This is a genomic window from Burkholderia sp. 4M9327F10 (assembly GCF_005503145.1).
Classification (GTDB): Bacteria; Pseudomonadota; Gammaproteobacteria; order Burkholderiales; family Burkholderiaceae; genus Paraburkholderia.
This window is the reverse complement of sequence record NZ_SCNV01000036.1, coordinates 62,649-78,456: the sequence shown is the minus strand read 5'-3', so window position 1 is coordinate 78,456 and position 15,808 is coordinate 62,649. Positions and strand designations below refer to the sequence as shown.

Below are 15,808 nucleotides of genomic sequence, written 5' to 3'. Positions count from 1 at the left end.
AAAGAAGGAGAGAAAGAAGACCCAGACACCCACCGAATAACCCGCAAAGCTGGTCCAACGGGTGGGTCAGAATTCAATGCAAATCGTGGGTCAGGATTCCGCGCAAATCAACAATCGGTGCCTTCGCGCTCAGCTGGAAAATTCCAAGGCGCGATGGTTTCGACCAAGACTGCTGGGGACCGACGCGAGGATTCTCAAAAATTAGGGATTCGCTGCAAGGAAAGGTATCGAAGTCGACAGCAGCGTTCCTGACTGAAGCGATTTCCGGTTTTCTTCACGCACCACTTGGATTCTTTTTTCTCCTCCTCGTAACGAAGGACGCGGTCCAGTCGCGTTGGGCAGCCGGGGTCGTGTTGGCATTCTGGTTGGGGCTAGGAGTTGGCCGGGCTTTGATCATAGAAAACCAGAGCAAGCGAAAGGCCCTCAAAGATCCGGTCGAGGCTTTTCTGCGCGACCCACTGCATTGTCTGAAGGGGTATCAGAGTTTCGACGTTTGGAGGGAGGCGCGCTGCGACGACATCTATGTGAAATCATTAAACAAGCCACTCGGCTATGTACAGCAAATTACGATTGATACAGCGACGGGCGTTGCTTCTATCGGCCACTTCGCCGTGGAAAAGGGACTGGAGCGTAAAGGTATCGGACGGAGACTGGCCCTGACTCTTCGCGCTGAACTCGCTTGGCGTTATGGTGTGAAGCAGATCGTCTTCAAGGAGAGCAGTACACGCTATGAGGAAGCGAAGTATGAAGATTTTTTCAAAAACTTGGGTGCCCAGATGGTACCGCCGGACCAATTTACAAAGTCCGGGCGCAATGATTGGGTATGGACCTGCTGAACCGAACGTTCGCAACGCACATAGAAAGATCAAATGAGCCAGAATGCACCATCGCACTTGGATCAAGACGTAGCTGTGTGGCCCCAGGTCGCTGAAGAGACGGGGCGCGCCTACTCCTGGCGCCTGTTTCGAGTACGAGATGAAAAACGGCACCAGACACATGTCCTGGCCGTGGGTATCCATGAGGTCGGGTGCCTTGGCGATGAACGCATCGACCTCGTTGCCCGTCTCATTGATGTTCATCACACTGCTACCTGGAAGGCACACGAGACCGTCTGCGTGATGTCAGCGCGCCGGACACACGGTCTCAAGCTCACTAACGGATTCGTCGTCGTGGAACGAGAGTCATTGCGAAGCCTGAATATCGGAAGCCTATGCTTCAATGAGATTGTGAAATGGGCACGCCGCGTCGCACCCAACGACGTCGTGCTGCCGATCCGGTTGCTCGAGAGTCATGTCAACACCTATGTGAAGGAAAATCTCGAGAGGCGACACCGATTCTATTGTCAGTTTGGTCTGTCATTCGAATTCAAATCCGACGCATCGCATCCGTTGGCGAGCGGCGAATCGAAACCCGTTGCGGGGTGCGATCTCATTAGCCACCCGCTTACCAAATACGCCAATATCGACGAGATTGATATTGTGACGACGGTACAGCGCTTTGCGGTCGACCATGAGGAGTTGCGCATCGACGTCAAACGACTCAAAAAAGCGTTGTCCGATCTGTTGCAGGCACACCAGCGACGCCGAGATTCTGTCGTCCGGTTTGCGCTCCTAGTGAGGGGGCCACTGGTTCTCCTTGCATTTGGTGCTGGCGTGTTGCTCGCGAGGGCGGGTCATTTCGGATTATGGCGATAGGTAACCGATTGACCAGGGCAACTGTGCAGGTAGGGTGCTCGAAGCGATTCTCCGGTGCTAGCACTCTCATCAAGTCACCTTGGCACTCGAAATTGCGCGATGAAGATATGCCGCTTAAATAGCGGCATATGTCTATCGAAGTGATTTATGTTCAAAAATTCTGTCGCGACCAATGTCGGGACCACTGCCAAGTCATCCCGCAGCAGTCCATTTGCCGCGCTGAACAGCATCGCTCATCTGATCAACGAGTAGGTCGACGACGCACCGCGGCGGGTGCCCTCCGCGTATTCGGCAACGCGAGCACGATTTTGCGCAACAGGTTTGCGTCAGACAGAGGCACGGCGCTCAACAATCCACGCACGACATCATCCTCGATCGCAATGCTCGGCAAGATCGCATGGTTTCAGGAGCAACTGGCCAAGCCGTCCGATGGCCGGACGGTAGTCAAGATCCGCCATGTGGTTGTGACGCCAGTAGTTCGCCGGCGGTATGGCAATAGCGCGCTTGAATCCAAGCGATCAATACGACATTCATGAGCGGCCTCGGGTGGATGCTCAGCCTCGCCAAGCTATGGATTCGTGACCTACTGGTAAGTTTCCAAGTCACTGTAGAGCCCCTGGCAAGCAATGGAAACCTCAACTCTTGATTTTGAAATGCAACTTGGTATTCTGATGCAACTTGGAATTGCGATGTGAACGCCGACATGCATCTAACAAATGTCACACAAACGCCATGAAATGTCGACCACTGACCCGTGAGGAGAGCAGGGACCAGACGCGACAGCATCTGTTAGAGTCCGCACTTGCAGCTTTTATGAAAAACGGATTCACTGCGACCAGTGTCCAGAGCATCGCTAGCGCCGCGGGGTACACTCGAGGCGCGTTCTATTCGAACTTTCACGACAAACCCGAACTGCTTCTCGAACTGCTAAGGCGTGACCATGAGTCGATGCGGGGCGACCTAAGCGCCATCTTTGGAAAATTGTCTTCCTGCGAAGCGATGGAGGCGTGCATATTGCACTTTTATGGGAAGTTGCACCGTGAAAACACGCGCTCTCTGCTTTGGATTGAAGCGAAACTGCTCGCAGTGCGCGATGTTCACTTCCGGGCCCGCTTCAACACACTGACACAAGAACAACTGGCGCAACTGGGCGATTGCATTCGCGAGTTTTCGACACGCGTTGGCACACCTTTGATACTACCGGCCGACACACTGGCGATAGGTTTGATGGCATTGCACGACGGAGTACAGTTTTTCCACATGCTTGCCCCTTTAAAGGCGACCGAGTCGGTTATGCAGTCGGTACTAACCGGGTTCTTTGCACAAGCAGTATTTTTTCACAGGTCCGAATAGCTATTGCACGTGTATGCGCCTCGATGTCGCGCTGGGGTGAATACAGTGGGGTGCATGCGTTCCCCAACCTTCCCCAACAACGCACCATAGCGCACCGGAATCCCCCCCTGCCGGAGTCGGCAATCGTTCAACCGACGTTACTCCCCCAACGGCCAATCCCCGCGCTCAACCGCGGTTTTCATTTCGGAGACAAGTAGTGCTGTTACGCACCGCACTTTGCGCAGTCGTTGCTGTCGTGTCATTCGGAATGGGTGGTCCAGTGGCCCAGAGCTATCTACGCAACTAAGCACGCCAGCATGAACTATGAACGCAACAGCCTGCCTCCCGGCAACCCCGGGTAGAGCAAACCGAGATGGTCCGGTGAATCGACATGCACTTCAATCCGGCCAGCGGACCCGGGAAGCATCGCTCTCTCGGTCCGATCGGGCTGCTTCACTTTGATGCGAGCGAGTGCTACTAGCGACCGCGTACTGTGCATGGAAAGTCGCGATTGAGCGAACAAGCTGCACGCCGATGTAATGTGCAGCATGCGGAAAGCTGGTTCCGATTACGAAACCAGCAACCAGAGAAATGGCAAGACGCAAGTATTGTGGCCGGAGCGGGCTCATGAGAATACCCTTGAACTGGACAACCTGCATATTGTTGAATCTCCATGAGGCGAAAGAATAAAACGAGTTTTCTTTGTCATCGTTGACAAGAGCTACGATTGCTCTGGCCAGACTGCACGAACGCATTCAAGCAGCGCTGTGACGGCCGCCCCCTTGGTTTCAGATTGGCGCCAGATAAGGGACAAAGGACTCTTGATCCGCTCGCCGCCCCACACCGCGAGGCCGTGGTCGGGACGCACCATTTGCAGATGCCGCTCGCGTATGAGGCCAAGGCCGGCGCCGGAGCCTATTACTTCGATGAGCAACGATTCATGGTCCACTTCGATAGTGGTACGCGCCACGGCTCCGTGAATTTTTTCGATATCGCGAAGTAGGCGGGTTTGTGAACTTTCATTTGAGGTTCGGACCCAAGGGAGCACGGTGAGATCACTCCAGTTGGCGTACTGAAATTTTGATTGCCATGAGGCGGCGGCTGCGACGACATAGTACTGGTCGGATAGCAGCATATGGTCAACCCCAGCCTCGCTAACCTGCCCGAGGAAGAAGCCCGCGTCAAGCGCCCCTGCGTTCACGCGTGAGAGCACACTTCCGGACATGCCGTGTTCCAGACGGATGTCGATTGCTGGGTAACGCGACCGTATTTCGCTTAGTAGTTGGCGAAGGTGAATAGATTCCAGGTCGACAATTGTCCCGATCCGAAGAGTGCCTTGTACCTCGCCGGCCAGGCTAGCTGCGCGTATCGCGAGTCGGTCCATGGACAATAGTGTGTGAGACGCCAGTTGCAGTAAGTCTCGGCCTTGTGGTGTGAGTGCCATTCCGCTACTAGAGCGCTCGAAGAATCGTATTCCGAGCTCACATTCAACACTTTTGATGTGCTTTGAGATCGCCGATTGGGTCAAGTTAAGAATCGCAGCGGCGCGTGAAAGACTTCCGACGTCCGAGACAGTAACCAAACTACGCAGTTGATGGAATTCCATTAGTTGCAACCTGAGTCTTGTATGCAAGATCGAAACAGCAGCTGAACGCTCCACATGCGCTGGCCAGAATTCGGTCGCTCAACGAGTGGTCACTCGCACCCTTGCAGCCTCCGCGCGGATGCGCATAAAGCAATGGTGGTTGAAAGCGCTGGTGCGGGGAATCGACAGTTTCTCAATAGACCTTTCCGCCAAGGAAAGGGTGATATCTCATTCGACAGAACGAGCATCGGCGAAGTGAGGTGCGCCGTATTGACAATGATGGAGTTCAATTCGGAATGCTTCCCTGTATCCAAAGGATCTTGATAAATATTCAAGCATGCTTTCCGTGTTGGAAAGATTCCTTGCCCGATCTTTCAGTTGTTCTTTTTGAAACCACAAGACATTGATGGAATAGCGACGAATCGGCAGCGCAGCGAGTCGACGAGCCTCGAATAATGGTTACCGCCGGCATTGATTGTGCTTAATTAGTATGACTACGCAGCTAGCAGAAGAACACCCGGGACATCAAGGTCTGGAGACTCAAGATTCCATGTGAGGTGCCGTTAAGTTAGCTGTTAGCGCTTTCCGAGGATAAACGGGGCGGAAATTCTACGTGCTTTTGAAATTGTCAACTAAAGGATAAAAACGTATGAAGCTATCGTTTGCGCAGAAGCTGTGGTTGCCGCTTATCCTCTGCCTTTTGTGTCTGACCGGAACGTCGATCTATGATGCCTACCAGGCGAGAGAAGTGCGAATGGACGAGCGTAAGGCGGACCTGATACACGCTTCGGAAATCGCTCTGGATGTGGTCAAAACGTTTGCGGACCGGGTGAGTGCGGGATCCTTACCCGAGGCGGAAGCGAAAAAACTGGCAATGGACACCGTTCGGAACATGCGGTATGGCGGAGACGGTTACTTCACGATTCTCAATTCGAAGTTCATAGTGCTGATGCACCCGACGAAGGCCGAAATGAATGGCAAAGACGTTTCCGACTTCAAGGACCCGAATGGTGTCTACCTCTTCAGGGAAATCGTTGCGGTCATCAGGCAAGATGGGAAGGGCTTTGTGGCCTATGCATACCCGAAGCCAGGAGCCAGCGAAGTGTCGCCGAAGGTGACCTACGCGCTGACTTATCAGCCTTGGGACTGGATTCTCTCGACGGGGATCTATGTCGATGACATCGACGCGGCCTTCCGCGCGACTCTCTATCAAAGCCTCGGAATGCTTGTGGTGATGGCCAGCGCTCTGTCGGCCATCGTGCTACTGCTTAATCGAGGTATCTTGCGCTCCCTGGGCGGCGAACCGTCCTATGCCGCGGAAATAGCCAACCAGATTGCTAACAACGATTTGACTGCAACCGTGAGGACGGCGCCGAATGACCGCTCGAGCCTGCTGTTTTCGATGAAGCGAATGCAGGAGCAACTCACACAGACGATAGGCATGATCAAGGTTTCTGCTGACTCGATCTCCATCGCTACCCAGCAGATTGCTGCAGGCAACATGGATCTGTCGCAGCGCACCGAAGAGCAGGCCGCATCGCTAGAGGAAACGGCTGCCAGCATGGAACAATTGACGGCTACCGTCACCCAGAACGCAGATAATGCCAGCCAGGCCAATCAACTGGGCGCCCAAGCAGCCCGGGTGGTGGAGCAGGGGGGCACGGTAATGTCACGCGTAGTGGAAACGATGGAAGGCATTAATGCAAGCTCGGATAAGATCGCCGGTATCGTCGGCATCATCGAGGGTATCGCCTTCCAGACGAATATTCTCGCTCTGAACGCAGCCGTCGAAGCGGCGCGCGCAGGTGAGCAGGGCCGGGGTTTCGCAGTAGTGGCCTCGGAAGTGCGCTCGCTCGCACAACGTTCCTCGACGGCGTCCAAGGAAATCAAGGAGTTGATTCACGATTCCGCGGCGCGGGTGCACACAGGGGCCGACCAGGTACGGGAGGCCGGTGCGAAGATGGGTGAAATCACTCGAGAGATCAGGCGTGTGACGGAAATCATGCAGGAAATCACGGCCGCTTCGCAGGAACAAAGCAAGGGCATTGGTCAGGTCAACCAGGCCGTCACCCAGATGGACGAAGTTACACAGCAGAATGCGGCCCTCGTTGAGCAGGCCGCGGCTGCTGCGAGCTCCCTTGAGTCACAGACGAACGATCTGAAAGCCGCCGTGGCGATGTTCAAGCTGAACGCATTACGCTTGCCCAATGACCGGGCGCTCGCCACCAGCGCATCGCCCTTTAACAATTGATCAACGTCCCTGAAGCCGCTTCGAGAAGGACGCTCAATTTTCCTTGATGGTCGAAGGCGTCGAGAACGAGCGGTAATTCAGGCAACTCGTGGCCCCACGCTGTGATCGACCGCATGGTCTTTTTTTCAGCCATCGTTTCGCTGTAGACGTCTGCAGAAAATCTGTTTTCAACGCCAATGGGGAACACCGGTTTGCGTCGTAGCGCGATAGATTCGCGAAGACGTTTTCAGTTCGCGAACTCGACGACGCGGCGTTGGGCACCGCCATGCCTAAGTTACACGTTATGCGATCCGCTCGACGGTGCGATTGTGCCCGCGACCGAGATGCGCACCCGCACCAATGCACCGCAGCCCCGTTTTCTCACGATCACCATCTCGTCGGCGGTCCCCAGCGTACGTTCGCGCATGCCGACGAGGCCGAAAGTGTTCGGTCTGCAGATATTCTGCACGTTGAACCCGATACCGTTGTCCTTGATTTCGACGACGAATGCTTTGGGTTCACAGTGAAACGCTACGTCGACGCGTTTAGCCTTCGAATGTCGTGCGGCATCCGTCATGCGATTCCTAGGCAATCCGGAAGATCACAATAGCCTGCTCGTCGATCGTGCCGATCTCGCCCTGCGACACCTGAAGATGGCAGCACATCCCGGTGTTCTTCGTTAAGGAAGAGCTGACTAATGGGTCATCATGCGAAGTTGAGCGCGCCCCTCGAACACCGACACGGCCTCGACGAGCCGGGTCGTCCTGGCCTGCACCCCATCCGCGGTGGCGCCAAGCTGCTGCACGAGCGCGGCGTTCTGCTGCGTCATCTGGTCGAGCTGGGTCACGGCGAGGTTGACATGCCCGATACCGTCGGACTGTTCCGTCGTGGCCGTGCCGATCTCCCCAAGCAGTTCGGCCACGCGCGCTACCTGCGCAACGATGCCCTGCATGGCCGTTCCCGCCTTGTTGACGAGCGCGCTGCCGTCCTCGACTTTCTGCACACTGTCGTGGATCAAGCCCGCGATCTCCTTGGCTGCAGCAGCGCTACGTTGCGCCAGAGAACGCACCTCGCCCGCGACCACGGCGAAGCCGCGGCCGAGTTCACCGGCGCGCGCGGCCTCGACCGCTGCATTGAGCGCCAGAATGTTGGTCTGGAAGGCAATGCCGTCGATCACGTTGATGATCTCGCGGATCTTCTGGCTGGCCGTGGTTATCGTCCCCATGGTGTCGACTACCTGGCGGACGATGCCGCCCCCGGCCGAAGCCGCCTGATGGGCCTCGCCGGCCAGTTGGCTCGCTTGGCGCACGGTTTCCGCGTTGTTCCGCACCGTGGCCGTCATCTGCTCCATCGAGGCTGCGGTCTGCTCGAGGTTGGCCGCGGACTGCTCGCTGCGCGCGCTCAGATCGCCGTTGCCCGCGACAATCTCGTGCGACGCACCAGTCAGTCCCGAAAGCTGCTCGCCGACGTCCGCGACGAGCGAGCGCAGGTTCAGCCCCGACTGATTGACGGCACGCAGGATCATGCCGATTTCGTCAACGCGGTTCAGCTGGATGTTTCCACTCGCCTGGCCCGCAGCAACACTGAGTGCCTGTTCGAGGATCTGCTGCAACGGACGCGCGATCTGCACTTCAAGCCAACGAGTGGTCAGCAACGCGGCCACCGCCATGCCCGCGGCAAATCCCCCCAACACGGCGCCGTGCACGCCGCACGCGAGGGCACCGGCAAGGCAAAGCGCAAGCAACGCCAGGATGATGCTGCGAATACGCCAGCGTACCGGCATGGTTTGCAGTAGCGACATCCACGCAAGCCACCCGGTGCGCACGACCAGCCCTTGGTGGAACCGCCGGCTGCCGACCTGGTTTTCGCGGAAATTGCGGTACAGCGTTTCGGTCGCAGACACCTCTTCGCGCGTCGGCTTGGTGCGCACCGACATATAGCCGACCAGCATGCCATCGCGGATCACCGGCGTGGCATTGGCTCGCACCCAGTAATGATCGCCGTTTTTGCGTCGGTTCTTGACCAGCGCTGTCCAGGAACACCCAGCCTTCAGGGTCGACCACATATCCGCAAAGGCCTGCGTCGGCATGTCAGGGTGCCGGACGATGTTGTGGGGGTGGTCGAGGATCTCCTCGCTCTCGAAGCCGCTGACCTGGATGAAGGCGGCATTGGCATAGGTAATGTGACTTTGGGCGTCAGTCATCGACATCAGCGTGGCATCTGCTGCGAAGTCGTACTCACGCTGAGTAACGGGTAAGTTGTTGCGCATGGATGGGTTCCCCTGTTGTGTTATCGGTGCAACGCGGTCATTCTGGTGGTCATCGATGAGGTGGCCGAGAACGTTGTAGACGGAAGTTCAAGGAACGGACCATTGGCGATGAAGCGGCAGATCAGCTTTGCGGAAGCGGAAAGTACGGGCAAGAAGCGGGTGACAAGGCGTCAGCGTTTCGTGGCCGAGATGGAGAAGGTCGTGCCGTAGTCGCGTTTGCTGTCGGCCCTGGAGCCGTACTACTCGAAAGGCGGGCGAGGCCGGCCACCGATTGGCCTGGAACGTATGCTGCGAATCTATTTCCTGCGGCAGTGGTACGGGTTGTCGGACGAAGGACTCGAAGACGCGCTGTACCACAGTATCGCGATGCGCGCCTTGGCCGACATCGATCTGGCGGTCGAGGATGTGCCCGATGCGACCACGCTGTTGAAGTTTCGTCGTCTGCTGCTCAAGCACGATCTGACGCGCAAACTGTTCGACGAAATCGGTATCTCGCTGTGTGAGCGCGGGTTGATGATGAAGGAAGGCACGCTGGTCGACACGATGATCATTGAGGCGCCACCTTCGACCAAGAACGCCGAAAAGAGTCGTGCCCCGGAGATGCTCCAGACCAAAAAAGGAAACGCGTGGCACTTCGGTATGAAGGCTCACATCGGCGTCGATGCCGAATCGGGCCTGGTGCATAATGTGGTGGGAACGGCGGTCAATGAGTTGGATGTGTCGCAGGCCCATGCCCTGTTGCACGTCCATGAGCAAGAAGCGTTCGGCGACGCAGGCTACGTCGGCGTGGACAAACGCGAGGAAATGAAGGACGTGTCGGTAAAGTGGCACGTGGCGGCCAAGCGCGGAAAGATCAAGGCGATGCAGGAGGGTCCGCTGAAGGATCCGGTGATCGCGCTTGAGAAAGCCAAGGCGCAAATCCGCGCTCGGGTCGAGCATCCGTTTCATATCATCAAGAACCTGTTCCGTCACCGCAAGGTGCGCTACAAGGGATTGGTCAAGAACACGGCGCAACTGTTCAGCCTGTTCGGCTTGGCGAACTTGGTGATCGCGCGAAATCTGTTGCGCTCGGTTCATGGGAGCAATCCGTCTTGTGTGTGAAAAATGCGGGGACTGAAGCCCGATTCCGGGAAGAATTCACCGAAATCGGTGCTAATTCACTTCGCGGTCCGGAGAATTTCAATCCATCTCGTCTGCAACTAGGGCGATTGGTTCATGGATCAGCGTTTCCTTAAGGTTTCCGTCAGCCGTTTGAGCGCCGGAATCAGGCACATTTCGAGCATCGTAGGCCGCAACAAAACCGACACGTCGCGCGTAGTCTGGGTGAGCGTGTCGACGAGCTTGAGCATGGGGTCCGTCGGATAGCCCGTATGGCATACTTCGTTGCCAAACCGGATGTTCAAGAGGGTCATGTTCATTCGCAAGACCACGAACTGCTGGCCCAACTCGACGTTTAGTTCACGGGCGATCCGGCAGCATTCCTCTTCCGAATTTCATTTCCTGCAAATGGGCGACAAGGGCAGCGATTGCTCATGCGTCATCTGCTCGGTTTCGCCCAACATTTCCGTGCCGATGTATGCCCGAACGGCAAGGCCTGAACTGTTGACACGGACCACGCCTTTGTAGCGCCTATTGGTGCGCGGATCGAAGACCCAGCCGTCGCGCCACGCGTCATCTTCATAGCGTGTCAGCTTCGTGATGAGGACGCCGCATGCATTGGAGGCCGTGCCGGCGTCCTTATCCCAAACGATAGTGCCGCATAGCGACGATGGCTCATCTGAGCATGCCTTGAATTCGACGACCGCGTTGCCATCCGCCGTGCGCCACAGACCCTTTGCGTCGTCGGAGTCGGAAGCAAACGCTGGTTGCAGTGCCGCCGACGCGATGACCGGAATGAGCAAGCAAACAAAACGTACGGTATACATATTGGTATCCAAATTAAATGGAAAATTCTTGTTCCTTCGAGAATGCAGTTACCAGGTGCGATTTTTTCCAACAGCTACGAGCATCTCGTGTTCGCCGATAGCATTCGCGGCACGCGGTCAGTCTCCGAAGAAACGTAGTCAGATTAAGGTAGCTAAGGCTATTGCGTAGACGAAAAATTTGTCTTTCAAGTAGATGCCCTTACAACAGGTAAGTGTCCTCCTACCGGGCAGTTTCGCGGACTTCGAATCAACTATAATGCTCTTGCGAGAGCTACTCGCGCACAGTAACGGCGGCACGCCTCGCGAGCTGCGTATCACGTCCGATCATTTCCATTGTCTCGATCAACTTTCTCATCTTCTTAGGGTCGGTTCCGAGCATTCGAATCGAGCGGGCCTGTTCCGGTGGCATATGCACTTCGACCGATTTCTTGCGAATCGCAGTGAAGAGCGTTTCGGCGACGAAGTCTGGCGTCACCGCTTCTGAGACAAATGCGAGGGAGGTCGCGTCGTCTTTTTCCTCCTGTTCCAGCATCGGAGTTTCCGTTGATGTGGGATGCAGAATCGTGAAATCGATCGGACCGTTACGCTCCTCGAGCGAAACAGCATGATGAAACGCCCTTAAGGCGTGCTTTGATGCACCGTAACTTGCGATGCCTGGGAACGGCAAAAAGGAGGTCATGCTACACACTGTGACAATGTGTCCATGCCCTTGCTCCTTGAAACGCCGAACGGCAGTGAGAATCCCCGTGAGCGGGCCCATAAAGTTAACGTCGATAGTGCGTTGATGGTCGGCAAGCGGAACGTCACGTGCAAACCCCGTGCAAACTATCGCGGCGTTATTGATCAGTATATCTACCGGACCGAACTTATCGACCGTCGCGTCAAATGCCCGCTCCCATTGTCCTGACGAGCGAATGTCGAGTTCGATGGCGGCCGCACGCTCGCCGAGCGATGCGGCAACCTTGCGTGCTCCTTCGATGTTGATGTCGGCCAGCATGACACTATGCCCAAGCGCAACAGCGAGTTTCGCACTTGCCGCCCCGATGCCACTAGCGGCGCCTGTCAGTAAAATTACTTTCGATTTTTGTGTCTTTCGAACAGTCATTTTCATTCCACATCAAATTTAGTGAAGTATCGTGCAATACGTGCATGGAGCGATTTTCTAGAGCGACTACAAAGTAGCCTCGCCGAACCGGTACGGGTGCACTCCCTGCACCTCGACCTCGAAGGAGAGCAGTGTCCCCTCTTGCCGTTCTTCATCGAGGTCCGCTGCCAGTGAGGTCACGAATAGCGTCGTGCCATGGGTTCCCCCCAGACAAGGCATCGTCGTGCCGATTACCGGCATCTGGAGACTGCAAAGAAGTTCACCTTGCGGCGAAATCTGGTTGATTCTTCCCTTGAAGATTCCTGCGCTCCAGTAATTGCCTTGGGCATCGACTGTGGCGCCGTCGGGCCACCCGAACTCCTCGTAATCGAGCGTGATGAAGTCACGCTCATTTGAGATCGATCCGCTGGCGATATCAAAGTCGAAAGCCTTGACTGTCGGAGTGAGACCGTCTGTGTGGTACATCGTGCTGCCGTCCGGGCTCCAGGCCAGTCCGTTGGAGACAAAGATCCCATCTTTCACGCGGATGGATTGTCCCGAAGGCGTAATGCGATAGAGCGCACCGGAAATATTCGTGCTGTGCTCGTCCATGCTGCCGACCCAGAAACAGCCGTCCGGGCCGACCTTGCCGTCGTTGAGCTGGTTACCCGGTCGGTCCGCTTCAGGGTTGACGAGAAACTCAATCTCGCCGGTAAGCGGATCAAAAAAATGGATGCCGGTTTTGAGCGCGGCGATAATCCGATTATCTGCAGTCAGACCGATGCTTCCAACCAGCGCCGGCATTTGAAAATGTTTAAGCTCGCCGCTTAACGGGTCGTAGGAGTGAATCGCGTGGTTGGTGATATCGACGAACCAGAGCAGCGAGCGTTTTTCGTCCCAAAGTGGGCTTTCCGCAAGTTCGAAAGGCACTTTGGTGCATACAGCGACGGCTGGCAGAGTAGCGTTCATGAAGAAATTCCTGGTAGACGAACGAAGGTTCAGGATGTCAGCTGGTGAGCTGCGTTGTCGGCTGTATGCCGGGTCGCACCCCTGAGCGCTGCCCAGACAAAAGGAAGCGCCGCAGCGATGCAGATTCCCAGCACGAGCGCGAATTGACGGCCTCCGTAGGCGTTAAAAAATTGTCCGGCCACGCCCGTACCAATGCCCGCCCCAGCGAAGGTCACGACCACCGTGCGGGCTACGAGCGAGCCATCGGGATCGATCTCCGAGAGCAGTCCCGTTAGAAACGGGATGACGACAAAGAATGCACAATTCAACGTGACCTGACTAAGAAAATAGGATCGACCACCCGTCGATCCGAAAAATTCAATGATCGAGACAATCATGACAAGTTGTGCAAGCCATATGATCATGAGGCGATGCGCATGACTTGCCCGTTGCGAAGGAATGATTGCGCCGGCAAAGCCTAGCAGCGAGGAAAGCGAGAGCAGAATGCCGATCGTAGACGATGAAAGACCGCAACGCTCCCCAACAATACCGGCGACGGCCCATTGCGAGGCTTGCGTACCGTATATGAGTACAGTCACCACCCAGATCGCGAACACGAGCTTCTTCGGTGGCTTTACGGTCGACGATCCGATGCACGACCTGCGGCCACCGGACGCGAAGGCGCCGATCCCGAGTATGAAAGGCGACATCACAGCGATCAAGCCGACGAGCAACAGAAAGAGGCCTCTGCTGACCGAGGCGTCCGGAAGAAGCGAGATCGCCACGAGGACACTGCCGTTGATTCCGCCCGCGAAGAGATTGATTTGCCCCCAGACGCGGTCGGCCGACGCGCGGTGAGATACTCCCGAAGCGACGATGACGAATAGAAAGCCCTCAAACAGGCCTGCCATGCCTCGTGCCATGCTCATCGTCGCCGCGGTCGGCGCAAACATGCTCAATGCCTGCGCGATGATCGTGCCGAGAACGCCTGCAATCGTAAAGGTGGACGCAGCCCGGGAGATCCAGCGTGGCAGTACAGCACAGCTCAGCGCGACGCCAAGAATCTCAAGTCCAGCGATCTCGGTTGCCGCACCTTCGCCAAGATGGAGTCGGGACATAATCGCCGAGACGAGAAACGGTGTGAGGACCAATCCGTTCGTCGCGGCAGCATAGGCCAACGCCAGTCGGATGACGGCAGAGCGATTCAACTCCGGTCGCACGTCCGGGACTGAGTTTATGGTGGATGGATTCATCACGTACCCTGTATTTGGTTTAGCAGTGTCAATTGGGCGAAAGGCTAATACATCTTCCTACTTGCCGATAAACATGCGCGTGATGAACCGTGTCATACGTCCATAGGGCGCGGCGACACGATCCGACATGTTGAAGCGACTCAGAGTCATGACGCCTCTCGCGTGGGAGAAACGCACGAACCCGTCGTATCCGTGATATGCGCCCATTCCGCTGTCGCCGACGCCGCCGAACGGCAGATCTTCCTGTGTCGCGTGCAGCATCGTCCCGTTCAACGTGACACCGCCTGAGCGGGTGTGCTCGACCAATGCACGTCGTTCGTTGGCGTTGTTTGAGAAGCAGTAGAGCGCAAGCGGCTTGGGCCGCTCGTTGATGAAGTGGATCGCATCGTCAAGCGTGTCGTAGGCAATCACCGGCAGAATCGGACCGAATATTTCTTCCCGCATAACTGAGGAATCTGCCGGCACGTTACTTATGATCGTCGGCACAAGCTTGCGCTCTTTCTCGGCGCCAGAGTCAGAGAGTGTGTGAATTTTCGCGCCGAGCGAACGAGCCTCTTCGATCATCCGGACAAGCCTTTGATAGTGTTTCTCCGAGACAATCGAGGTGTAGTCTCGATTGCCTGAGACCGATGGATAGAGAGCCGTTGCCGCGTCGAGCACTTCCGCTACGAACTGCTCGACAAGCTCGCGTGGTACCAGTGCGTAATCGGGTGCAACGCAGGTCTGCCCCGCGTTGAACAGCTTGCCGATGGCGACGATCCGCGCGACCTTTTTCATCGAGTATCCCCGACAGAGAACGACCGGCGACTTTCCGCCTAGCTCCAGCGTGACTGGAGTCAGGTTAGGTGCTGCGGCAGCCATGACTTCCCTGCCGACGCGCGTGGAGCCAGTAAACAACAGATGGTCAAAAGCCAACGCGCAGAATTCGGCGGCAAGCGATGGACCGCCAGTTACGACGGCCACGAGTTCGGCTGGGAACGTCTTGCTTATGAGTGTTTGCAATAGCTCTGACGTGCGAGGTGTCAATTCAGACGGTTTGATCAGGGCGCGGTTGCCGGCGGCAAGTGCTTCGATGAGCGGCACCAGGGTCAAGGTCAGCGGGTAATTCCAAGGCGCCAGAATACCGACAACGCCAAGCGGCTGGTACACGATGTGTGCTTTTGCCGGGCGGAAGGCGATTCCGACTGCGCGCCTCCTGGGGCGCATCCAGGACCTCAGGTGCTTGCGCGCGTGTCTGATGCTGTTTAGTACTGGCATCAGTTCGCCGAGTTCGGTCTCTTCCGTGGCACGATTTCCGAAATCTGCGGAGATTGCCCCGACCAGATCGTGACGGTGCGCCTTTACCATCTTCTCGAGTGCGTCGAGGGCTGCGATTCTTTGCTCGTAGGAGGGTGCCCCCTCGCGGGCGACGGCCAGACGCTGTGCGCTGAACAGAGCGAGAAGATCGAGCGCGGGCTTCGCATGTGTGGCGGTGGACATAAGAGGAGC

General features: G+C 56.5%; 14 protein-coding genes and 1 pseudogene. 6 read left to right on the top strand and 9 right to left on the bottom strand.

Annotated features, from left to right (window positions below; genetic code table 11):
- The 4 genes from FFS45_RS41885 to FFS45_RS27030 form a co-directional block, all read left to right on the top strand.
- Positions 1-836: GNAT family N-acetyltransferase (locus FFS45_RS41885; RefSeq protein ID WP_171029771.1), on the top strand; the 836-nt coding region annotated here is incomplete at its 5' end.
- 33 nt (positions 837-869) lie between these two features.
- Positions 870-1,694, top strand: a complete 825-nt coding sequence (locus tag FFS45_RS27040; protein WP_137957693.1) for a hypothetical protein — start codon at positions 870-872, stop codon at positions 1,692-1,694.
- A 128-nt stretch (positions 1,695-1,822) separates the two neighbouring features.
- Positions 1,823-2,230 (top strand): hypothetical protein, encoded by a 408-nt coding sequence (locus tag FFS45_RS27035; protein ID WP_137957692.1) that lies wholly within the window; start codon positions 1,823-1,825, stop codon positions 2,228-2,230.
- Between the two features lie 196 nt (positions 2,231-2,426).
- Positions 2,427-3,047 (top strand): TetR/AcrR family transcriptional regulator, encoded by a 621-nt coding sequence (locus FFS45_RS27030; RefSeq protein WP_137957691.1) that lies wholly within the window; start codon positions 2,427-2,429, stop codon positions 3,045-3,047.
- 700 nt (positions 3,048-3,747) lie between these two features.
- Here FFS45_RS27030 and FFS45_RS27025 read toward each other — a convergent pair.
- Positions 3,748-4,632 carry a LysR family transcriptional regulator gene (locus FFS45_RS27025; protein ID WP_137957690.1) on the bottom strand — a complete coding sequence of 295 codons (885 nt, stop codon included), beginning with the start codon at positions 4,630-4,632 and terminating at the stop codon, positions 3,748-3,750.
- Between the two features lie 628 nt (positions 4,633-5,260).
- On the opposite strand from FFS45_RS27025, the gene FFS45_RS27020 reads away from it, so the two are divergent.
- On the top strand, positions 5,261-6,862 hold the full coding sequence (locus tag FFS45_RS27020) for a methyl-accepting chemotaxis protein (RefSeq protein ID WP_137957689.1): 1,602 nt from the start codon (positions 5,261-5,263) through the stop codon (positions 6,860-6,862).
- Positions 6,863-7,136: 274 nt separating this feature from the next.
- On the opposite strand, the gene FFS45_RS27015 is transcribed toward FFS45_RS27020, so the two are convergent.
- Positions 7,137-7,418, bottom strand: a complete 282-nt coding sequence (locus tag FFS45_RS27015; protein ID WP_137957688.1) for a hypothetical protein — start codon at positions 7,416-7,418, stop codon at positions 7,137-7,139.
- Between the two features lie 117 nt (positions 7,419-7,535).
- Positions 7,536-9,110, bottom strand: coding sequence for a PAS domain-containing methyl-accepting chemotaxis protein (locus tag FFS45_RS27010; protein ID WP_137957687.1), 1,575 nt, complete (start codon positions 9,108-9,110; stop codon positions 7,536-7,538).
- A 108-nt stretch (positions 9,111-9,218) separates the two neighbouring features.
- Here FFS45_RS27010 and FFS45_RS27005 point away from each other — a divergent pair.
- Positions 9,219-10,211: pseudogene (locus tag FFS45_RS27005) on the top strand (IS5 family transposase).
- 119 nt (positions 10,212-10,330) lie between these two features.
- Here the strand turns inward: FFS45_RS27005 and FFS45_RS27000 are convergent.
- The 6 genes from FFS45_RS27000 to FFS45_RS26975 form a co-directional block, all read right to left on the bottom strand.
- The gene (locus tag FFS45_RS27000; protein WP_137957686.1) at positions 10,331-10,528 is read right to left on the bottom strand and encodes a hypothetical protein; all 198 of its coding nucleotides are present in this window, start codon (positions 10,526-10,528) and stop codon (positions 10,331-10,333) included.
- A 75-nt stretch (positions 10,529-10,603) separates the two neighbouring features.
- Positions 10,604-11,047 carry a DUF2147 domain-containing protein gene (locus FFS45_RS26995; protein ID WP_249362943.1) on the bottom strand — a complete coding sequence of 148 codons (444 nt, stop codon included), beginning with the start codon at positions 11,045-11,047 and terminating at the stop codon, positions 10,604-10,606.
- 259 nt (positions 11,048-11,306) lie between these two features.
- Positions 11,307-12,140, bottom strand: a complete 834-nt coding sequence (locus FFS45_RS26990) for an SDR family oxidoreductase (RefSeq protein WP_137957685.1) — start codon at positions 12,138-12,140, stop codon at positions 11,307-11,309.
- 66 nt (positions 12,141-12,206) lie between these two features.
- The gene (locus tag FFS45_RS26985) at positions 12,207-13,088 is read right to left on the bottom strand and encodes an SMP-30/gluconolactonase/LRE family protein (protein ID WP_137957684.1); all 882 of its coding nucleotides are present in this window, start codon (positions 13,086-13,088) and stop codon (positions 12,207-12,209) included.
- Positions 13,089-13,117: 29 nt separating this feature from the next.
- Entirely contained in the window at positions 13,118-14,320 is a 1,203-nt protein-coding gene (locus FFS45_RS26980; RefSeq protein ID WP_137957683.1) for an MFS transporter, read from the bottom strand.
- A 57-nt stretch (positions 14,321-14,377) separates the two neighbouring features.
- Entirely contained in the window at positions 14,378-15,799 is a 1,422-nt protein-coding gene (locus FFS45_RS26975; protein ID WP_137957704.1) for a coniferyl aldehyde dehydrogenase, read from the bottom strand.
- Between the last annotated feature and the right edge of the window lie 9 nt (positions 15,800-15,808).

Bases quoted from the DNA above. Each gene is read 5' to 3' on its own strand.
- FFS45_RS27025 (WP_137957690.1), bottom strand. From the start codon at position 4,632: ATGGAATTCCATCAACTGCGTAGTTTGGTTACTGTCTCGGACGTCGGA.
- FFS45_RS27015 (WP_137957688.1), bottom strand. From the start codon at position 7,418: ATGACGGATGCCGCACGACATTCGAAGGCTAAACGCGTCGACGTAGCG.
- FFS45_RS26990 (WP_137957685.1), bottom strand. From the start codon at position 12,140: ATGACTGTTCGAAAGACACAAAAATCGAAAGTAATTTTACTGACAGGC.
- FFS45_RS27000 (WP_137957686.1), bottom strand. From the start codon at position 10,528: ATGAACATGACCCTCTTGAACATCCGGTTTGGCAACGAAGTATGCCAT.
- FFS45_RS26985 (WP_137957684.1), bottom strand. From the start codon at position 13,088: ATGAACGCTACTCTGCCAGCCGTCGCTGTATGCACCAAAGTGCCTTTC.
- FFS45_RS27040 (WP_137957693.1), top strand. From the start codon at position 870: ATGAGCCAGAATGCACCATCGCACTTGGATCAAGACGTAGCTGTGTGG.
- FFS45_RS27010 (WP_137957687.1), bottom strand. From the start codon at position 9,110: ATGCGCAACAACTTACCCGTTACTCAGCGTGAGTACGACTTCGCAGCA.
- FFS45_RS26975 (WP_137957704.1), bottom strand. From the start codon at position 15,799: ATGTCCACCGCCACACATGCGAAGCCCGCGCTCGATCTTCTCGCTCTG.
- FFS45_RS27030 (WP_137957691.1), top strand. From the start codon at position 2,427: ATGAAATGTCGACCACTGACCCGTGAGGAGAGCAGGGACCAGACGCGA.
- FFS45_RS26980 (WP_137957683.1), bottom strand. From the start codon at position 14,320: ATGAATCCATCCACCATAAACTCAGTCCCGGACGTGCGACCGGAGTTG.
- FFS45_RS27020 (WP_137957689.1), top strand. From the start codon at position 5,261: ATGAAGCTATCGTTTGCGCAGAAGCTGTGGTTGCCGCTTATCCTCTGC.
- FFS45_RS27035 (WP_137957692.1), top strand. From the start codon at position 1,823: ATGTCTATCGAAGTGATTTATGTTCAAAAATTCTGTCGCGACCAATGT.